This is a genomic window from Shinella sp. GW835-FHT14H05, from assembly GCF_058793575.1.
This window is the reverse complement of record NZ_JBXAFY010000001.1, coordinates 271,920-296,870: the sequence shown is the minus strand read 5'-3', so window position 1 is coordinate 296,870 and position 24,951 is coordinate 271,920. Positions and strand designations below refer to the sequence as shown.

Here is a 24,951-nt window from a genome sequence, read left to right as displayed (position 1 = left end):
GGAATGCGCCGAAGCTGTATGTGGCGGCGATGACAAACGAGATCTCCTCACCCGCTCCGGAAAGCGGCTTCCTGGTTGCCGCGCTCTATCATTTCGTCTCGGTTCCGCGCTTTGCGGATCTGCGCGACCCCTTGCAGGCGCTCTGCGAGGAAAACGGCGTGCGCGGCACGCTGCTTCTCGCCCATGAAGGCATCAACGGCACGATCGCCGGCCCCCATGCCGGCATCCGCACGGTGCTCGCCTTCCTGCGCAGCCAGCCGGAATTTTCCGGGCTGGAGCACAAGGAAAGTTTTGCCGCCGACATGCCGTTCCTGCGCATGAAGGTGCGGCTCAAGAAAGAGATTGTCACCATGGGCGTCGAGGATATCGACCCCACGCGTTCCGTCGGCACCTATGTGGCGCCCAGTGACTGGAACGCGCTGATCTCCGATCCGGACACCATCGTCATCGACACGCGCAACGACTACGAGACGGCGATCGGCATGTTCAAGGGCGCGGTCGACCCGAACACCAAGACGTTCCGCGAGTTTCCCGACTGGGTGCGCAGCAATACCGGCCTGCACAACAAGCCGAAGATCGCCATGTACTGCACCGGCGGCATCCGCTGCGAGAAGGCGACGGCCTTCATGAAGGAACAGGGCTTCGACGAGGTCTTTCACCTCAAGGGCGGCATCCTGAAATATCTCGAAGAGGTGCCGGCGGAGGAAAGCCTGTGGGAAGGCGCCTGCTTCGTCTTCGACGAGCGCGTCTCCGTGCTGCACGGGCTGGAGGAAGGCGAGCACAAGCTCTGCCGCGCCTGCCGCCATCCGCTGACGGCCGAGGACACCACCTCGGTGCTCTACGAGCCCGGCGTTTCCTGCCCGCATTGCCACGCCAGCCGCAGCGAGGAAGACCGCCTGCGCTTCCGCCAGCGGCAGAAGCAGATGGACCTCGCCAGGAAGCGCGGCGAACGACACCTCGGCAAATAATCAGCCCGCGACGGCCTGCACGTCGGTTGGCGGCGCCAGCAATTCGCCGATCGCCTTCTCGCTCATCGGCCGTGCGAAAAAGTAGCCCTGGAGCTGGTCGCAGCCGCACAGGTGCAGGAACGCGGCCTGTTCTGCGGTTTCCACGCCCTCTGCCGTCACCGGCATATCGAAGGAGGCGGCGAGCGCCACCGTCGCCTGTAGCATCGCGCCGCCCTTTGCCGATTGTTCACCGGCGATGGTCAGCGAACGGTCGATTTTCAGGCGATCGAAGCCGAAGCGGATGAGGTAGCCGATGCTGGAGAAGCCGGCGCCAAAATCGTCGAGCGCAATGCGCACGCCGCCGGCCTTCAGCCGGTCCATGACGAGCTTGGCCCGGCCGGGATTCTGGATGAAATAGCCCTCGGTGATCTCCAGCGTGACGCGCGACGGCTCGATGCCGGTAGCCTCGATGATGCCGAGCGCCTGGTCCGGGAAATAGGGATTGCGGAACTGCGCCGGCGAGACATTGATCGAGACGCCGATCTCCGGCCAGTTGCGCGCCGCCTCGCAGGCACGGCGCAGCACCAGCGGCCCGAGCACATCGATGACACCGGTCGCTTCCGCCAGCGGAATGAAGACATCCGGCGGCACCGACACCGTACCGCCGCGATACCAGCGGGCCAGCGCCTCGACGCCGCAGATTTCTCGCCCGCGCGCCTTGACGATCGGCTGGAACACCACGTCGATCTCGCCGCGCACGACGGCGGCGCGCAACGCGTCCTCCATCTCGCGCCGCTCGTCGCGGTCGTCGTCCATCAGCGTTTCATAGTGCATGGCGCGGCCGCGCCCGGCATGTTTTGCCCGGTACATGGCGACGTCGGCGCGGCGCAGCAGTTCCTCGCCCAGGACCACGCCCTTGCGCGAGACGGCAAGGCCGATGCTGGCGCCGACGACGGCGACGCGCTCGCCGATCGCGAAGGGTTCTGAGAAGAAATCGAGGATGGAGCGGGTGAGGCGCTCGGCCTCGCCGCCATCGGCGCTGTCGAGGAAGACGATGGCGAACTCGTCGCCGCCGATGCGGGCAAGCATGGCCTTTGCCGGCACGAGGCGGGACAGCCCGGCAGAAACGCCTCGGATCAGCCGGTCGCCGACCGCATGACCGTAAAAATCGTTGACGTCCTTGAAGCCGTCGAGATCGAGATAGAGCATCACCACGTCACGCGCCTCGACGATCGCGCGGGCGTTCAGTTCATCGAGGCCGAGATAGAGGCCGGTGCGGTTCCGAAGCCCACTCAGCCGGTCGGTCAGGGCCTGGGTGCGCGCCGTGTTCTCATCGGCCTTGAGGCGGATCGCGAAAGCGGCGCCAGTCAGCACGAGTAGCGCGAAGAAGAAGATCACGCCGGCAAGCGCCAGCAGGACGAGCGGGCGCACCTGCGCATAGCTCTGGTCACCCGGCGAACTCGGCGTCCAGGAGAGGAAGCCCAGCATCTTGCCGTCAGGATCGGTCAGGACCACGCCATTGTGCCCCTCGGGAGACCCCTCCTCCAGCATCAGGCCGGAGATCAGGAAGTTTTCGGCGATGCGTGCAATGCGCGCCGGCGTGAGATGCCGGATGATGAAGAGCGTGCGCAGCGCATCCGCCGGCGCCTTCACCGCATCGGATACCGGGCGGATGGCCGAGACGGCCGCGACAGCAGGCCCATCCGGCGTCTGCAGGAAGGCGCCCAGTTCTTCGCCCGGCTCCAGACCGGCATGCAGGATCTTTCGGTGCATCTCCACGAAGGCCGCCCCGCCATAGGCGCGCGCATCCGCCTCGAAGGGCGCGCCGTCGCGGTAGGCGAGCATGGTGCCGCCCTTCTCATCGACGATAAAAACGGTATCGAAAAGCGGTCCGCCTTCCGTTGCGAGCCCCATATTGGTGGTGAGCCAGGGCATGTCGGCCTTGCCGTAAACGGCCGTTACCGCATCGTCCCAAACCGAATAGTCCCGCACGGTGGTGACCATTGAGCTGCGCATGGAGGAGAGCGCACCATACACCGTCTGGCGCGTGCGCTCCTGGTCGAGTTCGTTCGCCCGGGTCGCGAGGAAACCGAGCGCCATCATGACGAGAATGGTGGCAAGGCTGACGACGACGGCGAACGACGCGAGCACGCCCAGGACGACCGCAAGTCGTCGGGCGCCGATCATGCCAGAAAGGTGGCGCGCAAGTCGCAGCATCGTCTTCTCCGACCAAGCTGCGATGATGCGGCAGAACCGTTATGAATCCTTTACGGTACAGGCGACAATGCGAGGGATAACAGCCTCAGGTCGTGCGGTGGTTGCCCTTCGGGAACTGGCCGGCAAGTGCTGCATACCAGTGGCCGCTCTTCTTCACGGTGCGCAGCTGCGTCCTGTAGTCCACATGCACGATGCCGAAGCGCATGCGATAACCTTCCGCCCACTCGAAATTGTCCATCAGGCTCCAGGCGAAATAGCCGCGCATGGGATAGCCTTCGCCGATCAGGTCCGCCGTGATGCCGAGGTGGTCGGCGATGTAGTCAAGGCGCGGCTGGTCGTCCACCGCACCATCCTCGATATCCATATTGTAGCAGGCACCGTTTTCCGTGATGTAGCAGTCAGGCAGCGTGTAATCCGCGTTGAGCTTGCGGATGAGATCGCCGAGCGCGGGTGCGAAAACCTCCCAGCCGATATCGGTCTTGACGTCCGCGACCGGCGGGGCCGGCACCGTTGCCGGGAACTCCGCGCCCTCGGCCGGATCGTTGGAAACCCGCATGGGCGTATAATAGTTGAGACCCCACCAATCGAGCTTCTGGCTGATCGTTTCCATGTCACCCGGCTCGATTGCGGGCATGCGGTGGCCGAGCGCGGAGAGGAAGGATTCCGGATATTCGCCCTTGAAGACCGCACCGAAGAAGACGCCGTTGTGGAAATCGAAGGCGCGGGCAGCGGCCGCCTGATCCGCAGCACTGGCGCTGCCGGCGTAGATGGAATGGGCGTTCAGCACAAGACCGACGGGAAGCGCCGGCCGCTCGGAGCGGATGGCCGCGACGCCGAGGCCGTGTGCCAGGTTGGTGAAATGAAGAGCGTGCAGCGCCGCATCCATGTTGCGCTCGCCGGGCGCATGGATGCCGTAGAGATGGCTGAGCCAGACGGAGCACCAGGGCTCGTTGAAGGTCGCCACCGCATCCAGCCGGTCGCCGAGCCGGGCGATGACGGTTTTTGCGTAGCGCTGGAAGGCATAGGCCGTCTGCCGCGCCGTCCAGCCGCCGTCGCCGGCCAGCATCAGCGGCAGGTCCCAGTGGTAGAGTGTCGCAAAGGCCTTGATGTCGCGCGCCTTCAGGCCATCGACGAGGCGGTCGTAAAAATCCAGCCCCTTCTCGTTTACCGGCCCGGTGCCCTCCGGAATGATGCGCGGCCAGGCGATGGAGAAACGATAGGCCTCGACGCCGAGCGACTGGATGAGGTCGAGGTCTTCCTCCAGGCGGTTATAGTGGTCGCAGGCAACGTCGCCATTGTGCCGTCCAAAAACCCGACCCGGCATGTTGGAAAAGGCATCCCAGATCGACGGCTTGCGGCCATCGGTCTTTGTCGCCCCCTCGATCTGGAAGGCGGCCGTCGCAACGCCGAACACGAAATCACCGGGAAAACGTCCGGCAAGGGTCTTGGGATCCATAATCATCATCTCTGAAATATCACTGGAAAGGTGTCCGCGAGCATACTGCAACGTTGCAGTATTGCCATTGGTGGCAGAAATCAATGGTCTTCATGACCCGCGCAACCAGATTGCCCACCGTCAATCCACCTCACACGGGCGCGTACAAATCAGCCATTCCTTAAACGAAGGTTAGGACCTTGCCTTTTAAAGTACACCCTAGCTTGGGACGGAGACACTTACGTGGTACGGCGAATTCCAAAGCATCTTGTCCGCAAGGGCATGTTCGTGGAATCGGTGGAATGCCCAAACGCCGAGTTTTCGGACCGGCGGTTCCTCGTTCAGTCCGATGAGACCGTGCGCGCCATCCTCGCCACCTCCGCCGCCTATGCGCTGGTCAATCCGCAGAAGAGCACCGTCGACATCGATACGGCCACCGCCCTCTCGCCCGCGCAAAAGCAGGCAGAAGAACGCAAGCTCACCACCGAGACGGTGGCGCAGTCCGCCCGGTCGCTGCGCGAAAGTTTTGCCGCCGCGCAAGCCGGCCAGCTTGAAATCGAGGCGCTCGGGCCGGTCGCCGACGATATTTCCGACCGTATCGACGCAGCCCCGGACATCTTTTTGAAGGTCACGCGGCTGAAGACCAAGGACGAAGGCACCTATGTGCATTCGCTGGCCGTCAGCGCTCTGATGATGCGGCTCGCCCGCCTGATGCATTATGAGGACGGCGCGGTGCGGGAGCTGGGCGTTGCCGGCCTGCTGCACGATGTCGGCAAGCTGATGGTGCCGAACGCCATCCTCAACAAGAAGGGCGGGCTCGATACGGACGAAAGACGCCTGGTGCGCGGCCATCCGGAGATCGGATACCGCCTCTTGAAGAAACAGGGCAACGTCTCCGACACCGTGCTCGACATTTGCCGCTACCATCACGAGATGCTCGATGGCAGCGGCTACCCGCTCGGCTTGAAGGCCGAACAGCTCAGCCCGGAAATCCGCCTCGCCACCGTCTGCGACGTCTTCGAGGCCCTGACCAGCACGCGTCCCTACAAGCGGCCCTGGACGACGCGCGACGCGCTGAACTGGATGTACGACCGCGGCCACCTGTTCGACAAGAAACTGGTGCTGCGCCTCGGCAGCATTTTTCCCTGACGAGAACACCGGCCGCCGCGATGGCGCGGCAGCCGGCGGTTTTGCCTAGACCTTGACCCAGGCGCCGTTCTTCTTTGAGGACTGCACGCAGGCATCGACGAAGACCATGCCCTTGAGGCCATCGTCCACCGTCGGATAGACGACGGCAGGATCGAGCTTTGTGCCGTTGCGCTTGGCGTGGATGGCGCGCGCGGCTTCCGAATAGATGTTGGCGAAGCCTTCGAGATAGCCTTCCGGATGGCCGGAGGGCACGCGGCTCATGCGCGCGGCCGCGGCACCGGCGCCCGCACCGTTGCGGGTGATCAGGCGCTTCGGCTCGCCGAAGGGCGTGTACCACAGGTAATTCGGATCGGCCTGCACCCATTCGATGCCGCCCTTCGTGCCGTAGACGCGCACCTTCAGGCCGTTCTCGTGGCCGGGCGCGACCTGGCTGCACCAGAGCATGCCCTTGGCGGCCACACCGTCCTTCTCCTTGAAGCGCATCATGACATGGGCGTTGTCATCGAGCCGTCGGCCCAGCACGAAGCTGTCGAGATCGGCGGAAAGCTCGGCAAGGTCGAGGCCCGAGACGAAGCAGCCGAGATTGTAGGCATGGGTGCCGATATCGCCGGTGGAGCCGCCAGCACCCGATTTCGTCGGGTCCGTGCGCCATGCAGCCTGCTTCTGGCCGCCCGATTCGATGTCTTCCGTCAGCCAGTCCTGCGGATATTCCATCTGCACGAGGCGGATCGTACCGAGCTCACCGTTGGCAATCATCTCGCGCGCCTGGCGAACCATCGGATAGCCGGTGTAATTGTGGGTCAGCACGAAGAGTGCGCCGCTCTCTTCCGCCAGCTTCTTCAGCTTGCGGGCGTCCGACAGCGTCGAGGTCAGCGGCTTGTCGCAGATGACATGGATACCGCGTTTCAGGAATTCCTTGGCCGCTTCGTAATGGACGTGGTTCGGCGTGACGATCGCCACCGCCTCGATGCCGTTCTTCAGCTTGGCCTCGCGGATCGCCATTTCCTTGAAGCTGCCATAGCTGCGCGAGGGATCGAGCCCGAGTTCGCGCGCCGACTGCACGGCTTTCTCCGCCGAGGAGGACAATGCGCCGGCGACGAGTTCATAATGATCGTCGAGCCGCGCGGCAAAGCGGTGCACCGCGCCGATGAAGGCGCCGGAGCCGCCGCCGACCATGCCCAGCCGAATACGGCTCTCCCGGGCCTCGCTTGCGCTTCCTTCGATTGCCATGGGTATTCCTCCTTAAAGTCCGAGCATACGGCGGTTGGCGGCCTCATCGGTACCGGAATCGGCGAAATCGTCGAACGCCTTTTCCGTGACGCGGATGATATGCGCCTTGACGAATTCCGCACCCTCGCGCGCGCCGTCCTCCGGATGCTTCAGCGCGCATTCCCATTCGACCACGGCCCAGCCGGCAAAGTCGTTGGCCGCCATCTTCGAGAAGACCGCGCCGAAATCGACCTGGCCATCACCCAGCGAGCGGAAGCGGCCGGCGCGGTTGACCCAGCCCTGGAAACCGCCATAGACGCCCTGCCGGCCCGTCGGGTTGAACTCGGCATCCTTCACATGGAACATGCGGATGCGGTCCTTGTAGATGTCGATATTGTCGAGATAATCGAGGCACTGCAGCACGTAGTGCGACGGGTCGTAAAGCATGCAGGCGCGGGCATGGTTGCCGGTGCGCTCCAAAAACATCTCGTAGGTAATGCCGTCGTGCAGGTCCTCACCCGGATGGATTTCGTAGCAGACGTCGACGCCGTTATCCTCGGCATGGTCGAGGATCGGCTTCCAGCGTTTCGCAAGCTCGTCGAAGGCGGTTTCGACGAGGCCGGCCGGCCGCTGCGGCCAGGGATAGACGAAGGGCCAGGCGAGCGCGCCGGAAAAGCTTGCCATGGCATCGAGGCCGAGGTGCTTGGAGGCGGTCAGCGCCATCTTCACCTGCTCCACCGCCCAGGCCTGGCGCGCCTTCGGATTGCCGCGCACTTCGGGTGCCGCAAAACCGTCGAAGGCTTCGTCATAGGCAGGATGGACCGCAACGAGCTGGCCCTGGAGATGGGTGGAAAGCTCAGTGACCTCGACGCCGTTTTCCCGCGCCTTGCCGGCGAATTCGTCGCAATAGGCCTTGGATTCCGCGGCCTTCTTCAGGTCGATGAGGCGCGCATCCCAGGTCGGGACCTGCACGCCCTTATAGCCGATGTCGGCGGCCCATTTGGTGATCGAGTCCCAGGAATTGAACGGTGCGGCATCGCCGGCAAACTGCGCGAGAAACAGGGCCGGGCCCTTGATCGTCTTCATCGGTGACTTCCTCCCATGGACCTGACCGCACCGGGCGGCCAGTCGAAGATATTTTTGCGGTACGTACCGCAACGTGCGGAAAGCTATCGGCCTTTGGCGGGTCGGGCAATGCTGAAATCACCGTCGCGCGGCAAAAAGCGCTTGTGACATTTGGGCTGACAACACTCCACCTCTCCTCCGTCATCCTCGGGCTTGACCCGAGGATCCATGGGCCTCTTCTGGAGAGTGGATCCTCGGGTCAAGCCCGAGGATGACGTCGAGAATGGAGCGTGGGCTTGCAAACCAGCAAAATAAACCGCCCGGGTCATCATGTCCCGGGCGGCACGATTGCTGTCAGATCAGAACGGGGAATCCGGGAAGTAGAAGTCCTTCGCGTTCTCCTTGGTCACCAGCGTCGCGTCGATCGTGTAGACGCCGCGCACCGGAACCTGGCCGTAGAAGTTGGCGACGGTCATCTCGAGCGCCGTGCCCACCATTGCCGGCGGATAGAGCACGTCGACCGGGATCATCTTGTCGCCGTCCATGACCTTCTTGATCATGTCCTTCGAACCGGCACCGGCGATGACATACTGGATGTCCGTGCGGCCGGCCTGCTCGATGGCCTGGAGCACGCCGACAGCCATGTCGTCGTCCTGGCACCATACGACATCGATCTTCTGGTACTTGGTCAGGTAGTCCTGCATGACCTTGAAGGCGTCGTCGCGGTTCCAGTTGCCGTACTGGCGGTCGAGGATCTTGACGCCCGAGCCTTCGATGCCCTTGTCAAAACCGTCCTGGCGTTCCTGGTCGATCGGGATCGCCATGCCGCGGATGACGACGACTTCGGCTTCCGGCGTCGTGGTCTTGATATATTCGCCGGCCGTCTGGCCGAGCGCGAAGTTGTTGCCGGCGACATAAAGGTCACGCACGGAATTGTCGTTGGTGCTCGGCGCACGGTCGACGAGGGCGACGAACGTGCCCTTGCTCTTCACTTCCTTGATGGCGTTGACCAGCGGATCCGGATCGGTCGGCAGGATGACGAGCGCGTCGATGCCCTGCGTTTCGAGGTCCTGCACGGCATTCGCCTGGCTTGCCGGGTCCGGCGAGGTCTTGACGATGACGTTGAGGCCCGGATTACGCTCCATGAGGAGCTTGGCGACGCGTTCGGCATGGAAGACGACGCCGGACGTCCAGCCGTGGTCGGCGGCCGGGATCGAAACGCCGATCGTTACCTTCTTCTCTTCCTGTGCGTGGACGACGCCGGCCACCAGCGCCATCGCGGCAACCGTCAGGCCCAATAGTTTCTTGCGCATGAGTTTCCTCCCAAATGCAGGTCTTTACTTCGCGGCCGGGCGACCTGTGGACCCGGCTAGAGGGTTACGACTTCCGCACCAGCGAGCGCTGGACGAGCATCGCAATGATGATGATCGCGCCCTGGATGGCCCCGATCAGATATTCGCTGATGAAGTTGGAGAGCAGCATGATGTTGCCGACCAGTTCGAGAATGAAGGCGCCGCAGATCGTGCCCCAGACGCGTCCCGCCCCGCCCTTCAGCGCCGTGCCGCCGACGACGACCGCGGTGATCGCCTGCAATTCCCAGAGAATGCCGGTGGTGGCCGAGGTGGAGCCGAGACGCGGCACGTAGAGCAGCACGGCAATGGCGACGCAGAGGCCCTGGATGACGAAGGCTATGGTGCGCACGCGATTGACCGGAATGCCGGAATAGCGCGCGACGTCGCTGTTCGAACCGACCGCCACGACATGACGGCCGTAGCGCGTGCGGTAGAGAATGAAAGCCGCGACGGCCGTGACGGCGAGGATGACGACGATCGGCACCGGCACGCCCAGAATGTAGCCGAAATAGGCCGGGCGATAGAGCGCCTGCAATTCCGGCTCGCGCAGCGTGATCGCGCCGCCCTGCGACAGCCAGGTGGTCAGTCCGCGATAGATGCCCATCGTGCCGAGGGTGGCGATGAAGGGCTCGATCCGGCCGACGGTGGTGATGAGGCCGTTCGCCAGACCACAGGCGCCGCCGATGACCATGGTCAGCACGACCGCGGCCGCCAGCATGAGGCCCGGATCGGCGATCGCGCCGGAATTCATGAAGATGATCATGATCGAGGCGACGAAGGCCACCATGGAGCCGACCGAAAGGTCGAGGTCGCCCGACGAGATGACGAAGGTGGCGCCCACCGCGATGATCGCGATGAAGGCGCTGCGCGTCGCGACATTCGCCAGGTTGTTGATGCCGATGAAGTTGGGATTGACCAGCGCGCCGACGATCAGAAGCAGCGCCAGCGCCGCAAAGGGCGCGACGGCCCTCAGATCGATATCCCGCCAGCTGCGGCCCCTGCTCTTCGTTTCGACCGCGTCTTCGCCTGCCGTCATGTTCGTCCCCGACGTAATTTGTTGTTTGATGCCGCCCGGCCGATGGCTCAGGCGGCGGCCTTCTTCTTCAACCCTGCCGAATAGCGCATGATCTCCTGTTCGGAGATTTCCTCGCCTTCGAGAATGCCGACGATCCGCCCTTCCCGCATCACGGCGACGCGCGTGCAGAGCCCGATGATCTCCGGCATCTCGGAGGAGACGACGATGATCGACTTGCCATCGCGGGCGAGTGCGGAAATGAAGTGGTAGATCTGCTGCTTGGTGCCGACATCGATGCCGCGCGTCGGCTCGTCGATGATGATGATGTCCGGCTCGGTCTCCATGACCTTGGCGAGCAGCAGCTTCTGCTGGTTGCCGCCCGACATGCGCCCCGCGACCACCCGGCCGTCGCGCACGCGGATATCGAAGCGCCGGCGCGCGCGCTCCAGCGCTTCCGCCTCGCTCTTCGGATTGAGATAGCCATAGCGGCCATGCCGATCGAGCGATTGCAGCGTCAGGTTCGCGGTCATGCGGGAGTTGAGCAGCAGGCCCTTGTGCTTGCGGTCCTTGGTCATATAGGCGATGCCGACGCGGTTGGCGGCATGCACATCCCCGCCTGGCACGCTCTCGCCGCCCACCAAAACCTCGCCGGAAAGGCGGGAGCGAAGCCCCGCCACCGCCTCCATGAGCTCCGTGCGGCCGGAGCCGATCAGGCCGGAAAAGCCAAGGATCTCGCCCTTGCGCACCTCGAAGCTCGCATCCTTGACGTAATGCGTCGTGAGCCCCTCGACGGAAAGCGTTACCTCCTCGTCGATGCTCGGCTCCTGCTTGGACGGGTAGAGGCTGGAAAGCTCGCGGCCGACCATGAGCTGCGCAATCGATTCGCCGTCGAGAATGCTGGTCGGCGCCGTCTTGATCCATTGCCCGTCGCGCAGCACTGTTACCCGGTCAGTGAGTTCCATCACCTCGTCGAGCTTGTGCGAGACGAAGACGAAGGATGTGCCCTTTTCCCGCAGCTTGCGCACCTGGCGGAACAGGTAATTGGTCTCCTCGCGGGAGAGGACAGCGGTCGGCTCGTCCATGAAGATGATGCGCGCATCGCGGCTGATCGCCTTGGCGATCTCCACCATCTGCTTGTCGGCGATCGACAGCGAGCTGATCAGCGCGTTCTCATCGACATGCGAGCCGAGCTGGTCGAGCACGCGGCGCGTCTCGCCGCGCATGAACTTGCGGTCGAGCATGCCGTAACGCGTCACCTCGCGGCCGAGGAACAGGCTCTCGGTCACGGTCAGGTGTTCGGCGAGATTGAATTCCTGGTGGATGATGACGATGCCGAGCGATTCCGCCTGCCCGTTCGGCGGCAGTTTCACCGGCTGGCCATCGAGAAGGATTTCACCGGAGGTAGGCTGTTCGAAGCCGGAGAGAATCTTCACGAGCGTCGATTTTCCCGCGCCGTTCTCGCCCATCAGGGCATGGATTTCGCCGGCGCGAAGCTCGAAATTGACGCTGAAAAGCACCTGTACGCCGCTGAAAGACTTGCTGATGCGGCGTGCGGAAAGAACGACGGGAGCCCCGTCGGCAGCGTCCGGATTCATGATTTCCTCCCTGCGGCTCCTCGACCGCTTGAGCCATGATGTAAACCTTTACATGATCTATGTAAAGGTTTACATCACTGGATATCCGCAATTTTCACCAAGCGCCGTTTGACCCTCAGACAAGTCTGTGTAGTGTCGCCGCAACGCGAGCCGAGTGAGAAAATAGAGTGTCATCGTCCAGCCCCTCCACGATCGAAGATGTCGCGCGGATCGCGCAAGTCTCGATCGCGACCGTTTCCCGGGCGATCCACACGCCGGAAAAGGTGGCGAATTCGACGCGGCTGAAGGTCAACCAGGCCATCGCCATCACCGGCTATACGACGAACGCCATGGCGCGCAGCCTGCGCCTCGGCCGGTCGAACATGATTCTCGTCGTGGCGCCCGATATCGGCGACCCGAATTTCTCCAACATTCTGGTGGGCCTGGAAAACGAGGCGCGCTCGCACGGTTATGGCATCCTGATCGGCCATACCCACAACGACCCGCAGCGCGGGCTCGAATATCTGAAATTCCTGAATTCCAACCAGGCGGCCGGGCTGATCCTGTTCACCGGCATCCTGCCCTTCGGCCACCAGTCCATGACGGCCCGCCTGCCGCCGAGCGTCGGCGTCTTCGAGCCGGTCTACAATGGTGGCATTCCCTATGTCGGCGTCGACGATATCGAGGGCGCGCGCAAGGCGGTCGATCTGCTGGTCTCCGAGGGCCACCGCAAGATCGCCTTCATCGGTGATTCGCGCACGCGCCTCGCCTATAGCCGCCGCCGCCAGGGCTACGATGCCGGGCTCGATGCCGCAGGCGTGCCGGCCGGAGAGCGCACCATCCTGGAAGGCGACGGCACGATCGAAAGCGGGCGCCTCGCGCTCGAACAGCTCTTCATGCGCGACACGCTGCCCACCGCCTTCATGTGCGTCAACGACCAGACGGCGATCGGCGTGATGATCGGTCTCGGCGCCCGCGGCTACGACATTCCCGGCGACTTTTCGGTCACCGGTTTCGACGACGTGCCGCAGGCGACCTTCATGACGCCCTCCCTCACCACCATCCGCCAACCCCGCACCGCCATCGGCAAGAGCGCCATGGCGCTGCTGCTGGAACTGCTTTCCGGCAGCGAACCGCCGGAAACCGAAATCCTGTTGCGGCCGGACCTGATCGTGCGAAACTCCGTGACGGCGCCTTCGCGGCGGTTTCAGAAGCGGTAGGCCTATACCCCCCTCTGTCCTGCCGGACATCTCCCCCTCAAGGGGGGAGCCTCAGCCGTAGCGGCGCTGGCCCGCCTTAGCCGCCCGCTCCCCCCGCCCCGCCGACACCGTGAACCGGTCGACCAGCCCCTTCAGCGTCGTGCTGATCTGCATGAGATTGTGCGTGGCCGCATTGGTCTCTTCCACCATCGCGGCGTTTTGCTGGGTCATCTGGTCCATGCTGCCCACCGCCTTGTTGATTTCCGAAATGCCGGCGGATTGCTCGCGGGCCGAACTGGCGATCGCATCGATATGCCCGTTGATATGCACCACCTGCTCGCCGATATGGTGCAGCGCCTCGCCGGTCTTGTTGACCAGCGACACGCCGAGCAGCACGTCCTCGAAGGACTTGTCGATCAGAGCCTTGATTTCCCGGGCCGCATCCGCGGATTTCTGCGCGAGTTCGCGCACCTCCCGCGCCACCACCGCAAACCCCTTGCCCGCCTCGCCCGCCCGCGCCGCCTCGACGCCCGCATTCAGCGCGAGCAGGTTGGTCTGGAAGGAAATCTGGTCGATGACGCCGATGATCTGGGTGATCTTGCGCGACGAATCCTCGATCGCGCTCATCGCCGAAACCGCCTGCTCGACCACCGCGCCGGAGCGTTTCGCCTCTTCCGTCGCGCTGCCGACGACGCGGCGCGCTTCCTCCGCCCGGTGCGCCGCCTCGCGGGAAATGGTGGTGATCTGCTCGACCGCAGCCGCGGTTTCCTCCAGCGAGGCCGCCTGCTGCTCGGTGCGTTTCGCCATGTCGTCCGTGGCGTTGACCAGCTCGCCGGAATTGCCGGCCGCATCCTCCGCCGCCGTCACGATGGCGCCGAGCGTGTCGTCGAGCTTGTCGATCGCGGCATTGAAATTGGAGCGCAGGCCCTCGAACTGCGGGGCGAGCGGCCTGGTGATGGCAGCGGTCAGGTCGCCGCCGGCAAGACGGTTGAGCGAGGTGTCGAGCGCGCCGAGCGCCTCCTCCTGCTCGGCATTCAGCACCTGCCGCTCGGCCTCCACCTTCTCGCGCTCCTCCTGAAGGGCCTCCAGATAGACCGAGATCGCATAGTCCATGTCGACCAGCGCCGCCTTGACGATGGCCGAAATCTCTTCACCGAGCGCGGCCGCCTTCTTGCGGTAGAGGAAACCATCGAGATGCCTGGCGACGACACTCTCGACGATCGCTTCGAGGATCAGCGCATAACCGCCGATATACCAGCGCGGCTCCAGCCCGAGACGGGCATGAGTACGGCCGATCGTGGTGACGGCATCGACATATTGCGCATCGAAGCGCGCCGAGCCGATCAGCTCCCAATGCTTGGCCTGCCGGCCCTTGGCGCTCTGGATATGCGCCTCGCTGGAAAAGAAGCGGGCCGTTTCCGGCGTGGCGCGGGCCTTGCGGTAGAAGATGTCGAGCGCGCCGTTGAGCGAGGCGGAAATCGTCGGCAGCGCCCGCTTCAAGGCATCGCGCTGGCCGCCATCGAGCGCGACGAACTGCAGACGTTCATTCAGTTGCTGGGTCTTGGCATCCTGCGCTGACATCGGACAAATCCTCAAGCTGTTGGAATGGCGACTGGCGCCAAGTCCCGAATCGGGATTCTCGCATCCAGCCTGTCGCGATTTTTTGCAGGAGACAGTAAACAAACACTATAGTCGTCGATGGATTACTTAAACCAGAATTGATAAAGCGCAATTGAATCGCGAATTTATATGGATCGCTCGCTTATTGTTATCAAACACACCAATATATACCAAAGTCGCACGAAAATCATTTTACGCCAGCAAAAGTATATCTCACCTTACGTGAGGCATGACTTCACAAACAAAAAGGGCGCCGGAAAGGCGCCCTCTTGTTATCGTCGGGACGTGTCGTCCGGTCAGACGTAGCGGTTGACCACGTTCTCCAGAAGCTCCTGCTTGCCGGAGCGCGGCTCGGGGTTGATGCCATCCTTGAGCACGTAGGCTTCCAGCGCTTCCAGCGAGGAACCGCCGGACAGGATCTTTTGCGCCTCAGGCTTCTGCCAGCCGGCATAACGATCGGCGAGCGGCGCGGAGAGCGCCTTGTCCTCGATCATCTTCGCCGCCGCCCGCAGGCCGCGTGCGCAGCAATCCATGCCGCCGATATGGCCGATCAGGAGGTCCGCAGGGTCGATCGACTGGCGGCGCAGCTTGGCGTCGAAGTTGGTGCCGCCCGACGTGAAACCACCGCCGGCGAGGACCTGGTAATAGGCCAGCGCCATTTCCGGCACGTTGTTGGGGAACTGGTCGGTGTCCCAGCCGGACTGGTAGTCGTTGCGGTTCATGTCGATGGAGCCGAAGACGCCGAGCGCGTTGGCGAGCGCCAGCTCATGCTCGAAGGAATGGCCGGCGAGGATGGCGTGGCCCTGCTCGATATTGAGCTTCACCTCGTTCTCAAGGCCATACTTCTTGAGGAAGCCATAGACGGTCGCGACGTCGTAGTCGTATTGGTGCTTGGTCGGTTCCTGCGGCTTCGGCTCGATGAGGATTGCGCCCTTGAAGCCGATCTTGTGCTTGTATTCGACGACCATGTTGACGAAGCGGCCGAGCTGGTCGAACTCCTGGCCGATATTGGTGTTGAGCAGGGTCTCGTAGCCTTCGCGGCCGCCCCACAGCACGTAATTGTCACCGCCGAGGCGATGCGTGGCGTCGATGCAGGTCTTTACCGTCGCGGCGGCGAAGGCGAAGACGTCCGGATCCGGATTGGTCGCGGCACCACCCATGTAGCGGCGGTTGGAGAAGAGATTGGCGGTGCCCCAGAGCAGCTTGACGCCGGTCTCGGCCTGCTTCTTCTCGAAATAGTCGACGATCTCGTTGAGGTTCCTGGTGTTCTCGACGAAATCCTTGCCTTCCGGCCGCACGTCGGCGTCGTGGAAGCAATAGAAGGGCACGCCGAGCAGCTGGAAGAATTCGAAGGCGACGTCCGCCTTCAGCTTCGCCGCCTGGATCGAATCCTCGAACCACGGACGCTGGAAGGTCTGTCCGCCGAAGGGATCGCCGCCCGGCCAGACGAAAGTGTGCCAATAGGCGACGGCGAAGCGCAGGTGGTCTTCCATGCGCTTGCCCGCAACGATTTCATCGGGATTGTAGTGACGGAAGGCGAGCGGGTTGGTGCTTTCGGGACCTTCATACTTGATCTTGGCGATATCGCCGAAGAAGCCGGTGGCCATGGGTGTCTCCTCTGGTGTGTTTGTTCGGTCAGTAAGCGGCGCGGATCGCCGGGTAGAGGCGGCGGTAGCGCTGATAGGCATCCTCGTAGGCGGCCGTGAGCGCCGTCTCGGGTTCGATGGTCTCGGCGGTTGCCGGCGCGCTGCACACCGCGACCGGGTCGGCACCCGTCGCGGCGATGAGGCCGAGGCGTGCGGCGCCGAAAGCGGCACCGAAATCGCCGTCCGCCGGCAGGTCGACGGGCAGGTCGAGCGCGGTGGCAATGGATTTCAGCCAGTAGCGCGACCGCGACCCGCCGCCGATGGCGGTGACGCGGGAAAGCTGCGTTCCGGCGGATTTCAGCGCTTCCAGGCTGTCCCGGATGGCGAAGGACACGCCTTCCAGCACCGCCTGCGTCAGCACCGCGCGGCCGCTCTCATGGCCGAGGCCGAGGAAGGCGCCGCGGATCGCCGCGTCATTATGCGGCGTGCGCTCGCCCGAAAGATAGGGCAGGAAGGTGACGCCGGATGGCGCCTTGAGCGCCTCGCCGAGTTCCCCGGTGAGATCGGCGGCGGAGGCGCCGGTGACGCGCGAATGCCAGTTCAGCGCATCTGTCGCGGAGAGGATGACGCCCATCTGGTGCCAGGTGTTCGGAAGCGCGTGGCAGAAGGCGTGCACGGCGCTTTCAGGGTTCGGCAGGTATGTCGCATTGGCGGCGAAGAGCACGCCGGAGGTGCCGAGCGAGACGAAGGCCGCGCCCTCGCGCACCGTGCCCATGCCGCAGGCCGAGGCCGCATTGTCCCCCGCCCCGCCGGCAACGACGATGCCTTCACCAAGCCCCCATTTCGCGGCCAGCTCCGGCCGCAGGATGCCGGCGGTGTCGGTGCCTTCGACGAGCGTCGGCATCTGGCGCTCTTCAAGCCCGGTCGCGGCAAGCAGTTCACCGGACCATTTGCGGGCACCCGTATCGAGCCAGGCGGTGCCGGCGGAATCCGACATTTCCGATATGTGCTCGCCGGTGAGCCAGACGCGCAAAAAGTCCTTCGGCAGCAGGACCCAGCGGATTTTGGCGAAGAGATCCGGCTCGTTCGCCTTCACCCAGGCGAGTTTCGGCGCAGTGAAACCCGGGAACACGATGTTGCCGGTGATCTTGCGAAAGCGCGGATCGGCATCGAGCGCCGCTGCCTCGCGGTGGCTGCGCGTGTCGTTCCACATGATGCAGGGGCGCAGCACCTTGTCCTCGCCGTCGAGCAGGGTCGCGCCGTGCATGTGGCCGGAAAGGCCGATGCCGCGCACCGCCGCCAGTTCCGCGGGGTGGGCGGCGCGCAGGCCGGCGATCGCCTCCTCCGTCGCGCGGATCCAGTCGGCCGGGTCCTGTTCCGACCAGCCGGCATGCGGGCGCGTGGTCGTGACCTCCTTGCTGGAGGCGGAGCCGATGACGGCCTGGGCGGCGTCGATCAGCATGGCCTTGACGCCGGACGTACCGAGGTCGATCCCGAGATACATGGTGTTGCTCCCTAGTTGTTATCGTCCTCGTCCGGGCCGGCCGGGAGGTTGTCCTTGATGAAGATGTCGAGGCGGATGCGCTCCTGCGCGGCAATGACCGGCAGGCCGTCCGCTTTGGCGCGCAGCACGCGGATGGCGCTGCGCACCTCGTGGCCGGCATCCTGATTGAGCACGGCGTCGATGATGCCGGTCTCGAGGGCTGCGCGTGTATGCGCCGTCAACTCGTGTGCGATGACGCAGATATCCGTCCTGTCGGCGAGGGCCGCGACGAGGCCTTGGTTGCCGGCGCCGAGGCTGTAGATGCCGGCGAGATCCGGCGTGGACGCGAGGCAGCCGGATAGCAGCGACAGCGACAGTTTGGGATCGTCCTGCCCTTCCAGCACCGGCAGGACCGCGCGGCCGACCGGCATGTCCGCGATGGTGGCGAGGAAGCCGTCGAGGCGTTCGCGGTGGTCGCGCACGCGCATCGAGCCGGCGAGCACCGCGACGGGGCCTGGCCGGTTGCCGAGAAAACGGCCCATCAGGCTACCCGCAGTGCGACCGGCGGCGACGTTGTCGACGCCGACGAAATGATCGCGGTCGGAATTTGCGAGATCCGAGACGAGCGTGACGACAGGAACGCCAGCCGCATGCGCCCGGCCGATCGCCGCCGCAACCTCCGGCGCATCGACCGCGACGGTGGCGATGCCGGAGACCTGATCGGCGACTGCTGCATCGATCGCTGCGACCAGGGCTGCGGCATCGAAGGCCGGCACCGGGACCACGGAAAGCCGCGTGCGCTCGGCCGCCGAATGAAAGCCGGCGCGCCGAACCTCCGCCTCCAGCCCGCGCATGAAGGGATTGTCGCCGGCAGGCAGGATGAAGACGAGCGGGTAGACGCGGCTCTTCGCCAGGTTCGCCGCCGCCACGTCGCGCACATAGCCGAGGGATGCAATGGCCGCCTCGACCTTGGCCTTCGTCACGCCGCGCACACCCGGCCGGTCGTTCAGAACGCGGTCGACCGTCGCAAGGCTGACGCCCGCCGTATCGGCAATATCGTGAACCGTGGGTCTCATCTCTCCTCCGTGCCGAGACCCTTTAGAGGAATTTTTGATGTACGTAAATCAGAAATTTTCAGGCGGAGGATTCATGCGCATTTTTCGCTTTAGAGGCGCTTGCTGAACGCGTGGGTGAAGACGACGTCGCCCGGATTCTGTCCCGCATGGGCGAGCGTGACATCCATGGCGGCGTCGGTGATGCGGACGAGCGCGAAGCCGCCGAGGAAGGTCGCGATGGGCTTGAAGATATCGTAGCCCTCGCGGTTGTAGATCATCGGCGTCGGATGCTCATGGCCGTGGAAGATGCCGACGACATTGTGGTTTTTCAGCGTGGCGATGAGACCCGCGCGCTCCTCGTCCGTCCACCAGTGCGCCGGGCCGGCGCCATGCGGATCGAAGGTCTTTGCCGCCGGATCCCAATGCTCGGTGGAAAACTGGTCCCAGCCGTAATGCTGGAAGAGCACGACGGGCCGGCCATCTGCGGCGTAGGTGGCGAGGTCCTGCTGGAGCCAGGGCAGGCCGCTGATCGCGCCCTTCGTGTCGTCCCCGCCAAAACGCTGGAGCTGCACGAGATGCAGCCCGCCCCAATCCCAGGAATAGTTGTCGGAATCGATGTCGTAGTTCGTCACCGGTACCGGCGCCTTGTAGAACACGGTCGAGCGATGGTTCAGCTCGACATAGTCGCGCAGTTCGCGGCGATACCAGTCGGGATGCGGCGGCACACCGTCCTGGTCGAGATCGTGATTGCCGAGGCCGTTATAGACCGGATAGTGCACGTGGTCCGGGCCGGTACCCTGCTGGTAGCGGCTGGCGAATTGCTGGAGCTGGCGCCCCTCGCCCGGCACCTTCACCTGCCCGCCGCCGTCATCCGTCATGTCACCGCCGAGCACGAGGCCGAGCGGCGTGGCAATCTGCGTGCCTGCGCTCGCAAGACCGGACGGCTTGCCGTCGATTTCCACCGGCCAGACGAGACCGCCGACAGCATTGACCGCCGCGACATGCCGGAGCAGCGCCGCATCCGTCTTGCCTTCATCCGCGCAGTTCGGGCTGAGGCTATCCGCCGAGACGAGGCAGGCATGCACATCGCAGGAGAAGAGAAAGGTCGCATCCGTCGCCGGCCGCGCGGTCTGCGCCAGAAGAGGCATGCGGGGCAAGGCGACGGAAAGGCCGAGGCCAGCGGCCCCGGTCAGGAGATGGCGGCGGGTGGGCTGGAAGGGCATGCAAGTCTCCGGCGCAAACTGATGTCCCGTATTTTGCGGCAGAACCACGCCATCGTACAGAGCCCGCACGGCGCGACCTTGAGCGATGCCTTCGCACTTGTTACCACGATGTTTTCAGGGAGGCGGATGATGAAGCTGCGTTTTCACACGGTCGATGTATTCACCCGGACCCGGTTCGGCGGCAATCCGCTCGCCGTCGTGCTCGATGCCGACGGCCTGACCGGCGAAGAGATGCAGATGATCGCCCGGGAGTTCAACTATTCCGAGACGAGCTTCGTGCTGCGCCCGAAAGACGACCGGCATACGGCGCATGTACGCATCTTCACGCCCACCGTCGAGGTGCCCTTCGCCGGCCATCCCAATGTCGGCACCGCCTATGTGCTGGCGGCGATGGAAGAGGCCGGACCGGTGGAGGAATTCGTTTTCGAGGAGGCGGCGGGGCTCGTGCGGGCGCAGATCCTGCGCGAAGACGGCGAGGTCGACCAGGTTCAATTGACCGCACCGCAGCCGCTCTCGGTCGGGCGCAACATCACGCCCGAAAGCGTTGCCGCCTGCCTGTCGTTGGCAGAGGCGGATATCGCGCTCGGCCTGCACCAGCCCTACATCGCCTCGGTCGGCCTGCCATTCATCGTCGCCGAAATCACGACGCGCGAGGCCCTGCAGCGCGCCAAGCCGGACCTCTCGGCATTTTCCGCCATCCTGCCCGCGGATGGCGCCGATGCGATCTATCTCTACTGCCGTGAACTGCGGGAAGACGACGGCACGGTGGATTTCACCGCCCGCATGTTCGCGCCCTTCGACGGCCTGCCGGAGGACCCCGCAACGGGAAGTGCCACGGCGGCAGCCTGCGCGCTGATCGCCAGCCTGGAGGGCGGCAGGCCGCGCCGTTTCCAGGTGGCGCAGGGTATCGACATGCAGCGGCCGAGCCTGCTCTCCGTCGAGGTCGTCGACCGGGACACCGTCCGCATCGGCGGCGCCTGTGTGCCGGTGATGAGCGGGACGCTGAGCGTTTAGGACCAATCGACATTCAGCCCAGGCCGTGCCGAAAATGGTGAGTTTCCGTGACCCGGAGCGCAGCGTACTTTCAGTACGTGAGCACCGGAAGCGCGGAAAATCGCTGTTTGCAGGCCGGCATGGGCTGAATGTCGATTGGTCCGAGGCTCAGTGCCCGCCACCACCGCCGCCGCCGACGGCCTGGGGTTTCTTGATGATGAAGGCGCAAAACACAAGGGAGCCGAACAGCACCGTCAGCAGCACGAAGACATCCGCGAAGGACAGGATCGTCGCCTGCCGCTGCACGAGGCCGGCCATCTTCTGGATGGCGATGGTCGCGCCATCGAGGCCGTGTGACGTATAGGTCGCCGCCATGTTGCGCATCTGGTCCATGGCTTCGGGATTGCCCCACTGCACATGCTCGGAGAGCCGGGCGTAGTGCTCCTGCTGGCGCTGCGTGAGGATCGTGTTGATGATGGCGAGCCCCACGGCACCGCCGAGGTTGCGCGTGAGGTTGAAGACGCCGGAGGCACCGCGAACCTTGTCCGGAGACAATGTGCCGAGCGCCACGTTGTTGATCGGCACCATGCAGATCATCAGGCCGAAACCGCGCAGGATCTGCGGCACGAGCAACTCGTAGAAATCCCAGTCCACCGTGAGGCTGCTCATGATCCAGGTGCCGTAGGAGAAGCTCGCGAAACCGATCATCATCATGAACCGCGGATCCATGCGGCTCGACAGCGCCCCGGCAATGGGCGCCGTGAAGAACATGGTGAGGCCGCTGACGAACATGGTCTCGCCGATCATCAGCGAATCATAGCCGCGGATGCGCCCGAGATAGAGCGGATAGATATAGGTGAGCCCGTAAAGGCCGATGCCCATCACGAAGGAGAACAGCGAGCCGAAGGCGAAATTCCGGTTGGAAAAGGCGCGCAGGTCCACCACCGGGAACTCGACCGAGAAGACGCGATAGAAGAAGATCAGCCCCCCGATCACCGAGGCGACGGCGCCCAGCACGATGTGCTCGTCGTTGAACCAGTCGTTGGCATTGCCCTCTTCGAGCACATATTCCAGCGCGCCGAGGAAGACGGCCATGGCGGCAAGGCCGAACCAGTCGAACTTCTTCATCAGCGAAAGCTGCGGCTTGTCGAAATCGATGAAGTTCCAGGTCACGATCGTCACGATGATGCCGGGAACGATGTTGACGAGGAACAGCCAATGCCAGGAAAAGGCATGGCTGAGATAACCGCCGACCGTCGGGCCGATGGTCGGGGCCAGCGTCGCGACAAGGCCGATCATCGGCGAGACGACGCTGCGCTTGGACGGCGGGAAGATGGTGAAGGCGGCCGCGAAGACCGAGGGAATCATGCCGCCGCCGATGAAACCCTGGATGGCGCGGTAGACGATCATCTGGTCGATGTTCGTCGCGGTGGCGGCGAGCGCACTCGCAGCGGTGAAGCCCGCGGCGGACACGGCAAACAGCACGCGGGTCGAGACGATGCGCGCGAGCGTACCCGACAGCGGGATCATGATGACTTCCGCGATCAGGTAGGAGGTCTGGACCCAGCCGATCTCATCCGTGCCCGCGCTCAGGCCCGCCTGGATTTCGGCAAGCGAGGCGGAGACGATCTGGATGTCGAGGATCGACATAAACATGCCGAAGACCATCGCAAAGAACGCGATGACGCGGCGGACGGGAACCTTGTCGGATTGGGCGGGCGCCGACGCAATCGCGTCGGCTGTGGGTTGAGCGGTCGCGGCCATGGCCCGCGCTCCTTTGCTGGATGAAGCCTATTCGGCCTTCGCGGCGACCGCCGTCGAAGTCGGCGCCGTACGGCTGTCGACGTCGACGACAACGCTCAGGCCCGCCCTGAGCTTGCCCGTGTCCAGCGCCTCCTTGGGGATGGCGATGCGGACGGGCACGCGCTGCGTGACCTTGGTGAAGTTGCCCGTGGCGTTTTCCGCCGGCAGCAGCGAGAAGACGGAACCGGACGCCGGCGCAATCGAATCCACCGTGCCGAGAATGTCGTCGTCCTCATAGGCGTCGACATGCAGGTGCACCTTGGAGCCCGGCACGAGATGGGCGATCTGCGTTTCCTTGAAATTCGCCTCGACATAGAGGTCGCGCACCGGAACGAGTGCCGCAAGCCGCTGGCCGGCCGAGACGAGATCGCCGACCTGCACGGCGATATTGCCGACGACGCCGTCATAGGGCGCCTTGAGCACGGTGAAGCCGAGGTCGCGCTCCGCCTTGTCGCGGGCGAGTTCCAGCGAGCGGACTTCGCTTTCGGATTCGTTGCGCTGCGCCTGGAGCACGGCGATGCTGGCCTTGGCAGCAACGATATTGGCATCCGCGCCGACGAGATTGGCCTTAGCCTGGTCGAGCGCGACGGTGGCGCTGTCGAGCGATGCGGTGGTGCCGACCGCCTTGGCGTTCAGCTCCTTGGCGCGATTTTCGGCAACTTCCGCGCCGCTGAGCGCCGCCTGATAGGCCGTCTTCTGGGCTTCCGCCTGGGCGAGGCTCGCCTTGGCGCCCTCGATCTGCGCGTCGATGCGGTCGAGCGCCAGCTTCTGCGTCGCGATCTGGGCTTCGGCCTGTTCCTTGGCAAGGCGGTAGTCGCCGTTGTCGAGCGTCACGAGCGGATCGCCGGCCTTGACGGCCTGGTTGGCGACGACGTTCACGACCTCGACATAACCGGAGACCTTCGGAGAGATGGAGGCGATGTCGCCCTCGATATAGGCGTCGTCCGTCGAGATCATGAAGCGGCCGTTCGTCCACCATTCGTGACCGTACCAGCTGCCGGCGGCGACGAGCACGAGGCCGAGGAGCGGCAGCACGAAACGGCGGCTACTCTTTTTCTTCTCGGGCTGGGCGACGGTGGCGGCAGGGGCCGCTTCGGCCGTCGTCACCGGCCGCGCCTCTGCGGTTTCGGCCTGGAAATCATCATTGACCGGACGAACCTTCGCCGTGCCGGCGCCATGGGTAGTCGACATGGACGTGCCACCATCTCTCGGATAAAAATTCCGAACTGAACCGTTCGGTTCGATTTGACATAGTCTTCTTTCTCGCGCATATCAAGAGGAAATCGAACCACGCGGTTCGAAATAGTTTACACCAGGTTGCGAGCACGGAAAACGGAGATGCAGACGACGGAAGAAAAACTGGCCGCCCCGCAGACGGGCCGCCGCGTCGCCGGCGAGGACCCCGCCAAGCGCGAGCAGATCCTCGACGGGGCGAAACGCGTGTTCATGGAACAGGGTTTCGAAGCCGCCAGCATGAACGACATCACGCGCGCGGCCGGCGTCTCGAAGGGCACGATCTACGTCTATTTCGAGAACAAGGAAGACCTGTTCGGCGACATGATCGAGCGCGAGCGCCGCAAGCTCACGGAAACCGTGCGCCATGCACTGGACAGCGACCAGCCGCTCGACAAGGCGCTCCATGATTTCGGCATGCTCTTCGCCACCCATATGACGGCGGACCAGACGATCCGCGCCATGCGCATGGTGATCGCTGCCAACCATCGCCTGCCGAAACTCTGTAGCCGCTTCTTCTCCGCCTCGGCGATCAATCCGGTCTCCGTGCTGCAGGATTATCTCGACCGGCAGGTCGCAGCCGGCATCGTCGTGTCGGACGACACCGCGCAGGCCGCCAAGCAGTTCATCGAGCTGACCACCGTCGGCCTCTTCAAGCCGCGCATCTTCGGCTCCATGGAAGACGTGCCGCCGCGGGCCACAATCGAGAAGAACGTCGCCTCGGCCATCCGGGTTTTCCTCGCCGCCTATGGCGCGAAGGCCTAAAAGCGCAACCGCGATCAAGTGACGAGCC

The 24,951-nt window shown here is 64.2% G+C and carries 19 protein-coding genes; 5 read left to right on the top strand and 14 right to left on the bottom strand.

What is annotated here, in order from left to right:
- Window positions 1-29 precede the first annotated feature (29 nt).
- Window positions 30-968 carry an oxygen-dependent tRNA uridine(34) hydroxylase TrhO gene (gene trhO, locus AC1Q6Z_RS01400; RefSeq protein WP_492646498.1) on the top strand — a complete coding sequence of 313 codons (939 nt, stop codon included), beginning with the start codon at window positions 30-32 and terminating at the stop codon, window positions 966-968.
- Here trhO and AC1Q6Z_RS01395 read toward each other — a convergent pair whose 3' ends face one another.
- Together AC1Q6Z_RS01395 and AC1Q6Z_RS01390 are read right to left on the bottom strand one after the other, a co-directional pair.
- A complete protein-coding gene (locus tag AC1Q6Z_RS01395) occupies window positions 969-3,164 on the bottom strand; it encodes a putative bifunctional diguanylate cyclase/phosphodiesterase (RefSeq protein ID WP_492646497.1) in 2,196 nt (731 codons plus the stop codon).
- Between the two features lie 85 nt (window positions 3,165-3,249).
- Window positions 3,250-4,620, bottom strand: a complete 1,371-nt coding sequence (locus AC1Q6Z_RS01390; RefSeq protein ID WP_492646496.1) for a GH1 family beta-glucosidase — start codon at window positions 4,618-4,620, stop codon at window positions 3,250-3,252.
- 222 nt (window positions 4,621-4,842) lie between these two features.
- Between AC1Q6Z_RS01390 and AC1Q6Z_RS01385 the strand changes: the two genes are divergently transcribed.
- A complete protein-coding gene (locus AC1Q6Z_RS01385) occupies window positions 4,843-5,748 on the top strand; it encodes a cyclic di-GMP phosphodiesterase (protein WP_435266340.1) in 906 nt (301 codons plus the stop codon).
- Between the two features lie 45 nt (window positions 5,749-5,793).
- Here the strand turns inward: AC1Q6Z_RS01385 and AC1Q6Z_RS01380 are convergent, their stop codons facing one another.
- The 5 genes from AC1Q6Z_RS01380 to AC1Q6Z_RS01360 form a co-directional block, all read right to left on the bottom strand.
- On the bottom strand, window positions 5,794-6,978 hold the full coding sequence (locus AC1Q6Z_RS01380) for a Gfo/Idh/MocA family protein (protein WP_492646495.1): 1,185 nt from the start codon (window positions 6,976-6,978) through the stop codon (window positions 5,794-5,796).
- A 12-nt stretch (window positions 6,979-6,990) separates the two neighbouring features.
- Window positions 6,991-8,043 carry a sugar phosphate isomerase/epimerase family protein gene (locus AC1Q6Z_RS01375; RefSeq protein WP_439623847.1) on the bottom strand — a complete coding sequence of 351 codons (1,053 nt, stop codon included), beginning with the start codon at window positions 8,041-8,043 and terminating at the stop codon, window positions 6,991-6,993.
- Between the two features lie 338 nt (window positions 8,044-8,381).
- Entirely contained in the window at window positions 8,382-9,335 is a 954-nt protein-coding gene (locus AC1Q6Z_RS01370; RefSeq protein ID WP_435266343.1) for a substrate-binding domain-containing protein, read from the bottom strand.
- Between the two features lie 64 nt (window positions 9,336-9,399).
- Window positions 9,400-10,410, bottom strand: a complete 1,011-nt coding sequence (locus AC1Q6Z_RS01365) for an ABC transporter permease (RefSeq protein WP_256119829.1) — start codon at window positions 10,408-10,410, stop codon at window positions 9,400-9,402.
- 47 nt (window positions 10,411-10,457) lie between these two features.
- Entirely contained in the window at window positions 10,458-11,984 is a 1,527-nt protein-coding gene (locus AC1Q6Z_RS01360; RefSeq protein ID WP_492646494.1) for a sugar ABC transporter ATP-binding protein, read from the bottom strand.
- 167 nt (window positions 11,985-12,151) lie between these two features.
- On the opposite strand from AC1Q6Z_RS01360, the gene AC1Q6Z_RS01355 reads away from it, so the two are divergent.
- Window positions 12,152-13,183 carry a LacI family DNA-binding transcriptional regulator gene (locus tag AC1Q6Z_RS01355; RefSeq protein ID WP_492646493.1) on the top strand — a complete coding sequence of 344 codons (1,032 nt, stop codon included), beginning with the start codon at window positions 12,152-12,154 and terminating at the stop codon, window positions 13,181-13,183.
- A gap of 51 nt (window positions 13,184-13,234) precedes the next feature.
- On the opposite strand, the gene AC1Q6Z_RS01350 is transcribed toward AC1Q6Z_RS01355, so the two are convergent.
- The 5 genes from AC1Q6Z_RS01350 to AC1Q6Z_RS01330 all read right to left on the bottom strand — a co-directional run bounded on the left by AC1Q6Z_RS01350 (window position 13,235) and on the right by AC1Q6Z_RS01330 (window position 20,129).
- On the bottom strand, window positions 13,235-14,743 hold the full coding sequence (locus tag AC1Q6Z_RS01350; protein ID WP_492646492.1) for a methyl-accepting chemotaxis protein: 1,509 nt from the start codon (window positions 14,741-14,743) through the stop codon (window positions 13,235-13,237).
- Window positions 14,744-15,078: 335 nt separating this feature from the next.
- Window positions 15,079-16,389: a xylose isomerase gene (gene xylA / locus AC1Q6Z_RS01345; protein ID WP_492646491.1), complete on the bottom strand. Its 1,311-nt coding sequence runs from the start codon at window positions 16,387-16,389 to the stop codon at window positions 15,079-15,081.
- Between the two features lie 28 nt (window positions 16,390-16,417).
- On the bottom strand, window positions 16,418-17,872 hold the full coding sequence (gene xylB / locus AC1Q6Z_RS01340; protein WP_492646490.1) for a xylulokinase: 1,455 nt from the start codon (window positions 17,870-17,872) through the stop codon (window positions 16,418-16,420).
- 11 nt (window positions 17,873-17,883) lie between these two features.
- Entirely contained in the window at window positions 17,884-18,927 is a 1,044-nt protein-coding gene (locus AC1Q6Z_RS01335; RefSeq protein WP_492646489.1) for a LacI family DNA-binding transcriptional regulator, read from the bottom strand.
- 89 nt (window positions 18,928-19,016) lie between these two features.
- Window positions 19,017-20,129 carry a metallophosphoesterase gene (locus AC1Q6Z_RS01330; RefSeq protein ID WP_492646488.1) on the bottom strand — a complete coding sequence of 371 codons (1,113 nt, stop codon included), beginning with the start codon at window positions 20,127-20,129 and terminating at the stop codon, window positions 19,017-19,019.
- Window positions 20,130-20,150: 21 nt separating this feature from the next.
- Here AC1Q6Z_RS01330 and AC1Q6Z_RS01325 point away from each other — a divergent pair, with 21 nt between their 5' ends.
- Window positions 20,151-21,143, top strand: coding sequence for a PhzF family phenazine biosynthesis protein (locus AC1Q6Z_RS01325; RefSeq protein WP_492646487.1), 993 nt, complete (start codon window positions 20,151-20,153; stop codon window positions 21,141-21,143).
- Window positions 21,144-21,290: 147 nt separating this feature from the next.
- Here the strand turns inward: AC1Q6Z_RS01325 and AC1Q6Z_RS01320 are convergent, their stop codons facing one another.
- Entirely contained in the window at window positions 21,291-22,886 is a 1,596-nt protein-coding gene (locus AC1Q6Z_RS01320; protein ID WP_492646486.1) for a DHA2 family efflux MFS transporter permease subunit, read from the bottom strand.
- Between the two features lie 27 nt (window positions 22,887-22,913).
- Complete coding sequence (locus AC1Q6Z_RS01315; protein ID WP_256119838.1) at window positions 22,914-24,116, bottom strand: HlyD family secretion protein; 1,203 nt, start codon at window positions 24,114-24,116, stop codon at window positions 22,914-22,916.
- Between the two features lie 147 nt (window positions 24,117-24,263).
- Between AC1Q6Z_RS01315 and AC1Q6Z_RS01310 the strand changes: the two genes are divergently transcribed.
- Window positions 24,264-24,923 (top strand): TetR/AcrR family transcriptional regulator, encoded by a 660-nt coding sequence (locus AC1Q6Z_RS01310; protein ID WP_256119839.1) that lies wholly within the window; start codon window positions 24,264-24,266, stop codon window positions 24,921-24,923.
- The last annotated feature ends 28 nt before the right edge of the window (window positions 24,924-24,951 follow it).

Coding starts and splice junctions, on each gene's coding strand:
- trhO (WP_492646498.1), top strand. CDS start 30: ATGACAAACGAGATCTCCTCACCCGCTCCGGAAAGCGGCTTCCTGGTT.
- AC1Q6Z_RS01395 (WP_492646497.1), bottom strand. CDS start 3,164: ATGCTGCGACTTGCGCGCCACCTTTCTGGCATGATCGGCGCCCGACGA.
- AC1Q6Z_RS01390 (WP_492646496.1), bottom strand. CDS start 4,620: ATGGATCCCAAGACCCTTGCCGGACGTTTTCCCGGTGATTTCGTGTTC.
- AC1Q6Z_RS01380 (WP_492646495.1), bottom strand. CDS start 6,978: ATGGCAATCGAAGGAAGCGCAAGCGAGGCCCGGGAGAGCCGTATTCGG.
- AC1Q6Z_RS01375 (WP_439623847.1), bottom strand. CDS start 8,043: ATGAAGACGATCAAGGGCCCGGCCCTGTTTCTCGCGCAGTTTGCCGGC.
- AC1Q6Z_RS01370 (WP_435266343.1), bottom strand. CDS start 9,335: ATGCGCAAGAAACTATTGGGCCTGACGGTTGCCGCGATGGCGCTGGTG.
- AC1Q6Z_RS01365 (WP_256119829.1), bottom strand. CDS start 10,410: ATGACGGCAGGCGAAGACGCGGTCGAAACGAAGAGCAGGGGCCGCAGC.
- AC1Q6Z_RS01360 (WP_492646494.1), bottom strand. CDS start 11,984: ATGAATCCGGACGCTGCCGACGGGGCTCCCGTCGTTCTTTCCGCACGC.
- AC1Q6Z_RS01350 (WP_492646492.1), bottom strand. CDS start 14,743: ATGTCAGCGCAGGATGCCAAGACCCAGCAACTGAATGAACGTCTGCAG.
- xylA (WP_492646491.1), bottom strand. CDS start 16,389: ATGGCCACCGGCTTCTTCGGCGATATCGCCAAGATCAAGTATGAAGGT.
- xylB (WP_492646490.1), bottom strand. CDS start 17,872: ATGTATCTCGGGATCGACCTCGGTACGTCCGGCGTCAAGGCCATGCTG.
- AC1Q6Z_RS01335 (WP_492646489.1), bottom strand. CDS start 18,927: ATGAGACCCACGGTTCACGATATTGCCGATACGGCGGGCGTCAGCCTT.
- AC1Q6Z_RS01330 (WP_492646488.1), bottom strand. CDS start 20,129: ATGCCCTTCCAGCCCACCCGCCGCCATCTCCTGACCGGGGCCGCTGGC.
- AC1Q6Z_RS01325 (WP_492646487.1), top strand. CDS start 20,151: ATGTCCCGTATTTTGCGGCAGAACCACGCCATCGTACAGAGCCCGCAC.
- AC1Q6Z_RS01320 (WP_492646486.1), bottom strand. CDS start 22,886: ATGGCCGCGACCGCTCAACCCACAGCCGACGCGATTGCGTCGGCGCCC.
- AC1Q6Z_RS01315 (WP_256119838.1), bottom strand. CDS start 24,116: ATGTCGACTACCCATGGCGCCGGCACGGCGAAGGTTCGTCCGGTCAAT.
- AC1Q6Z_RS01310 (WP_256119839.1), top strand. CDS start 24,264: ATGCAGACGACGGAAGAAAAACTGGCCGCCCCGCAGACGGGCCGCCGC.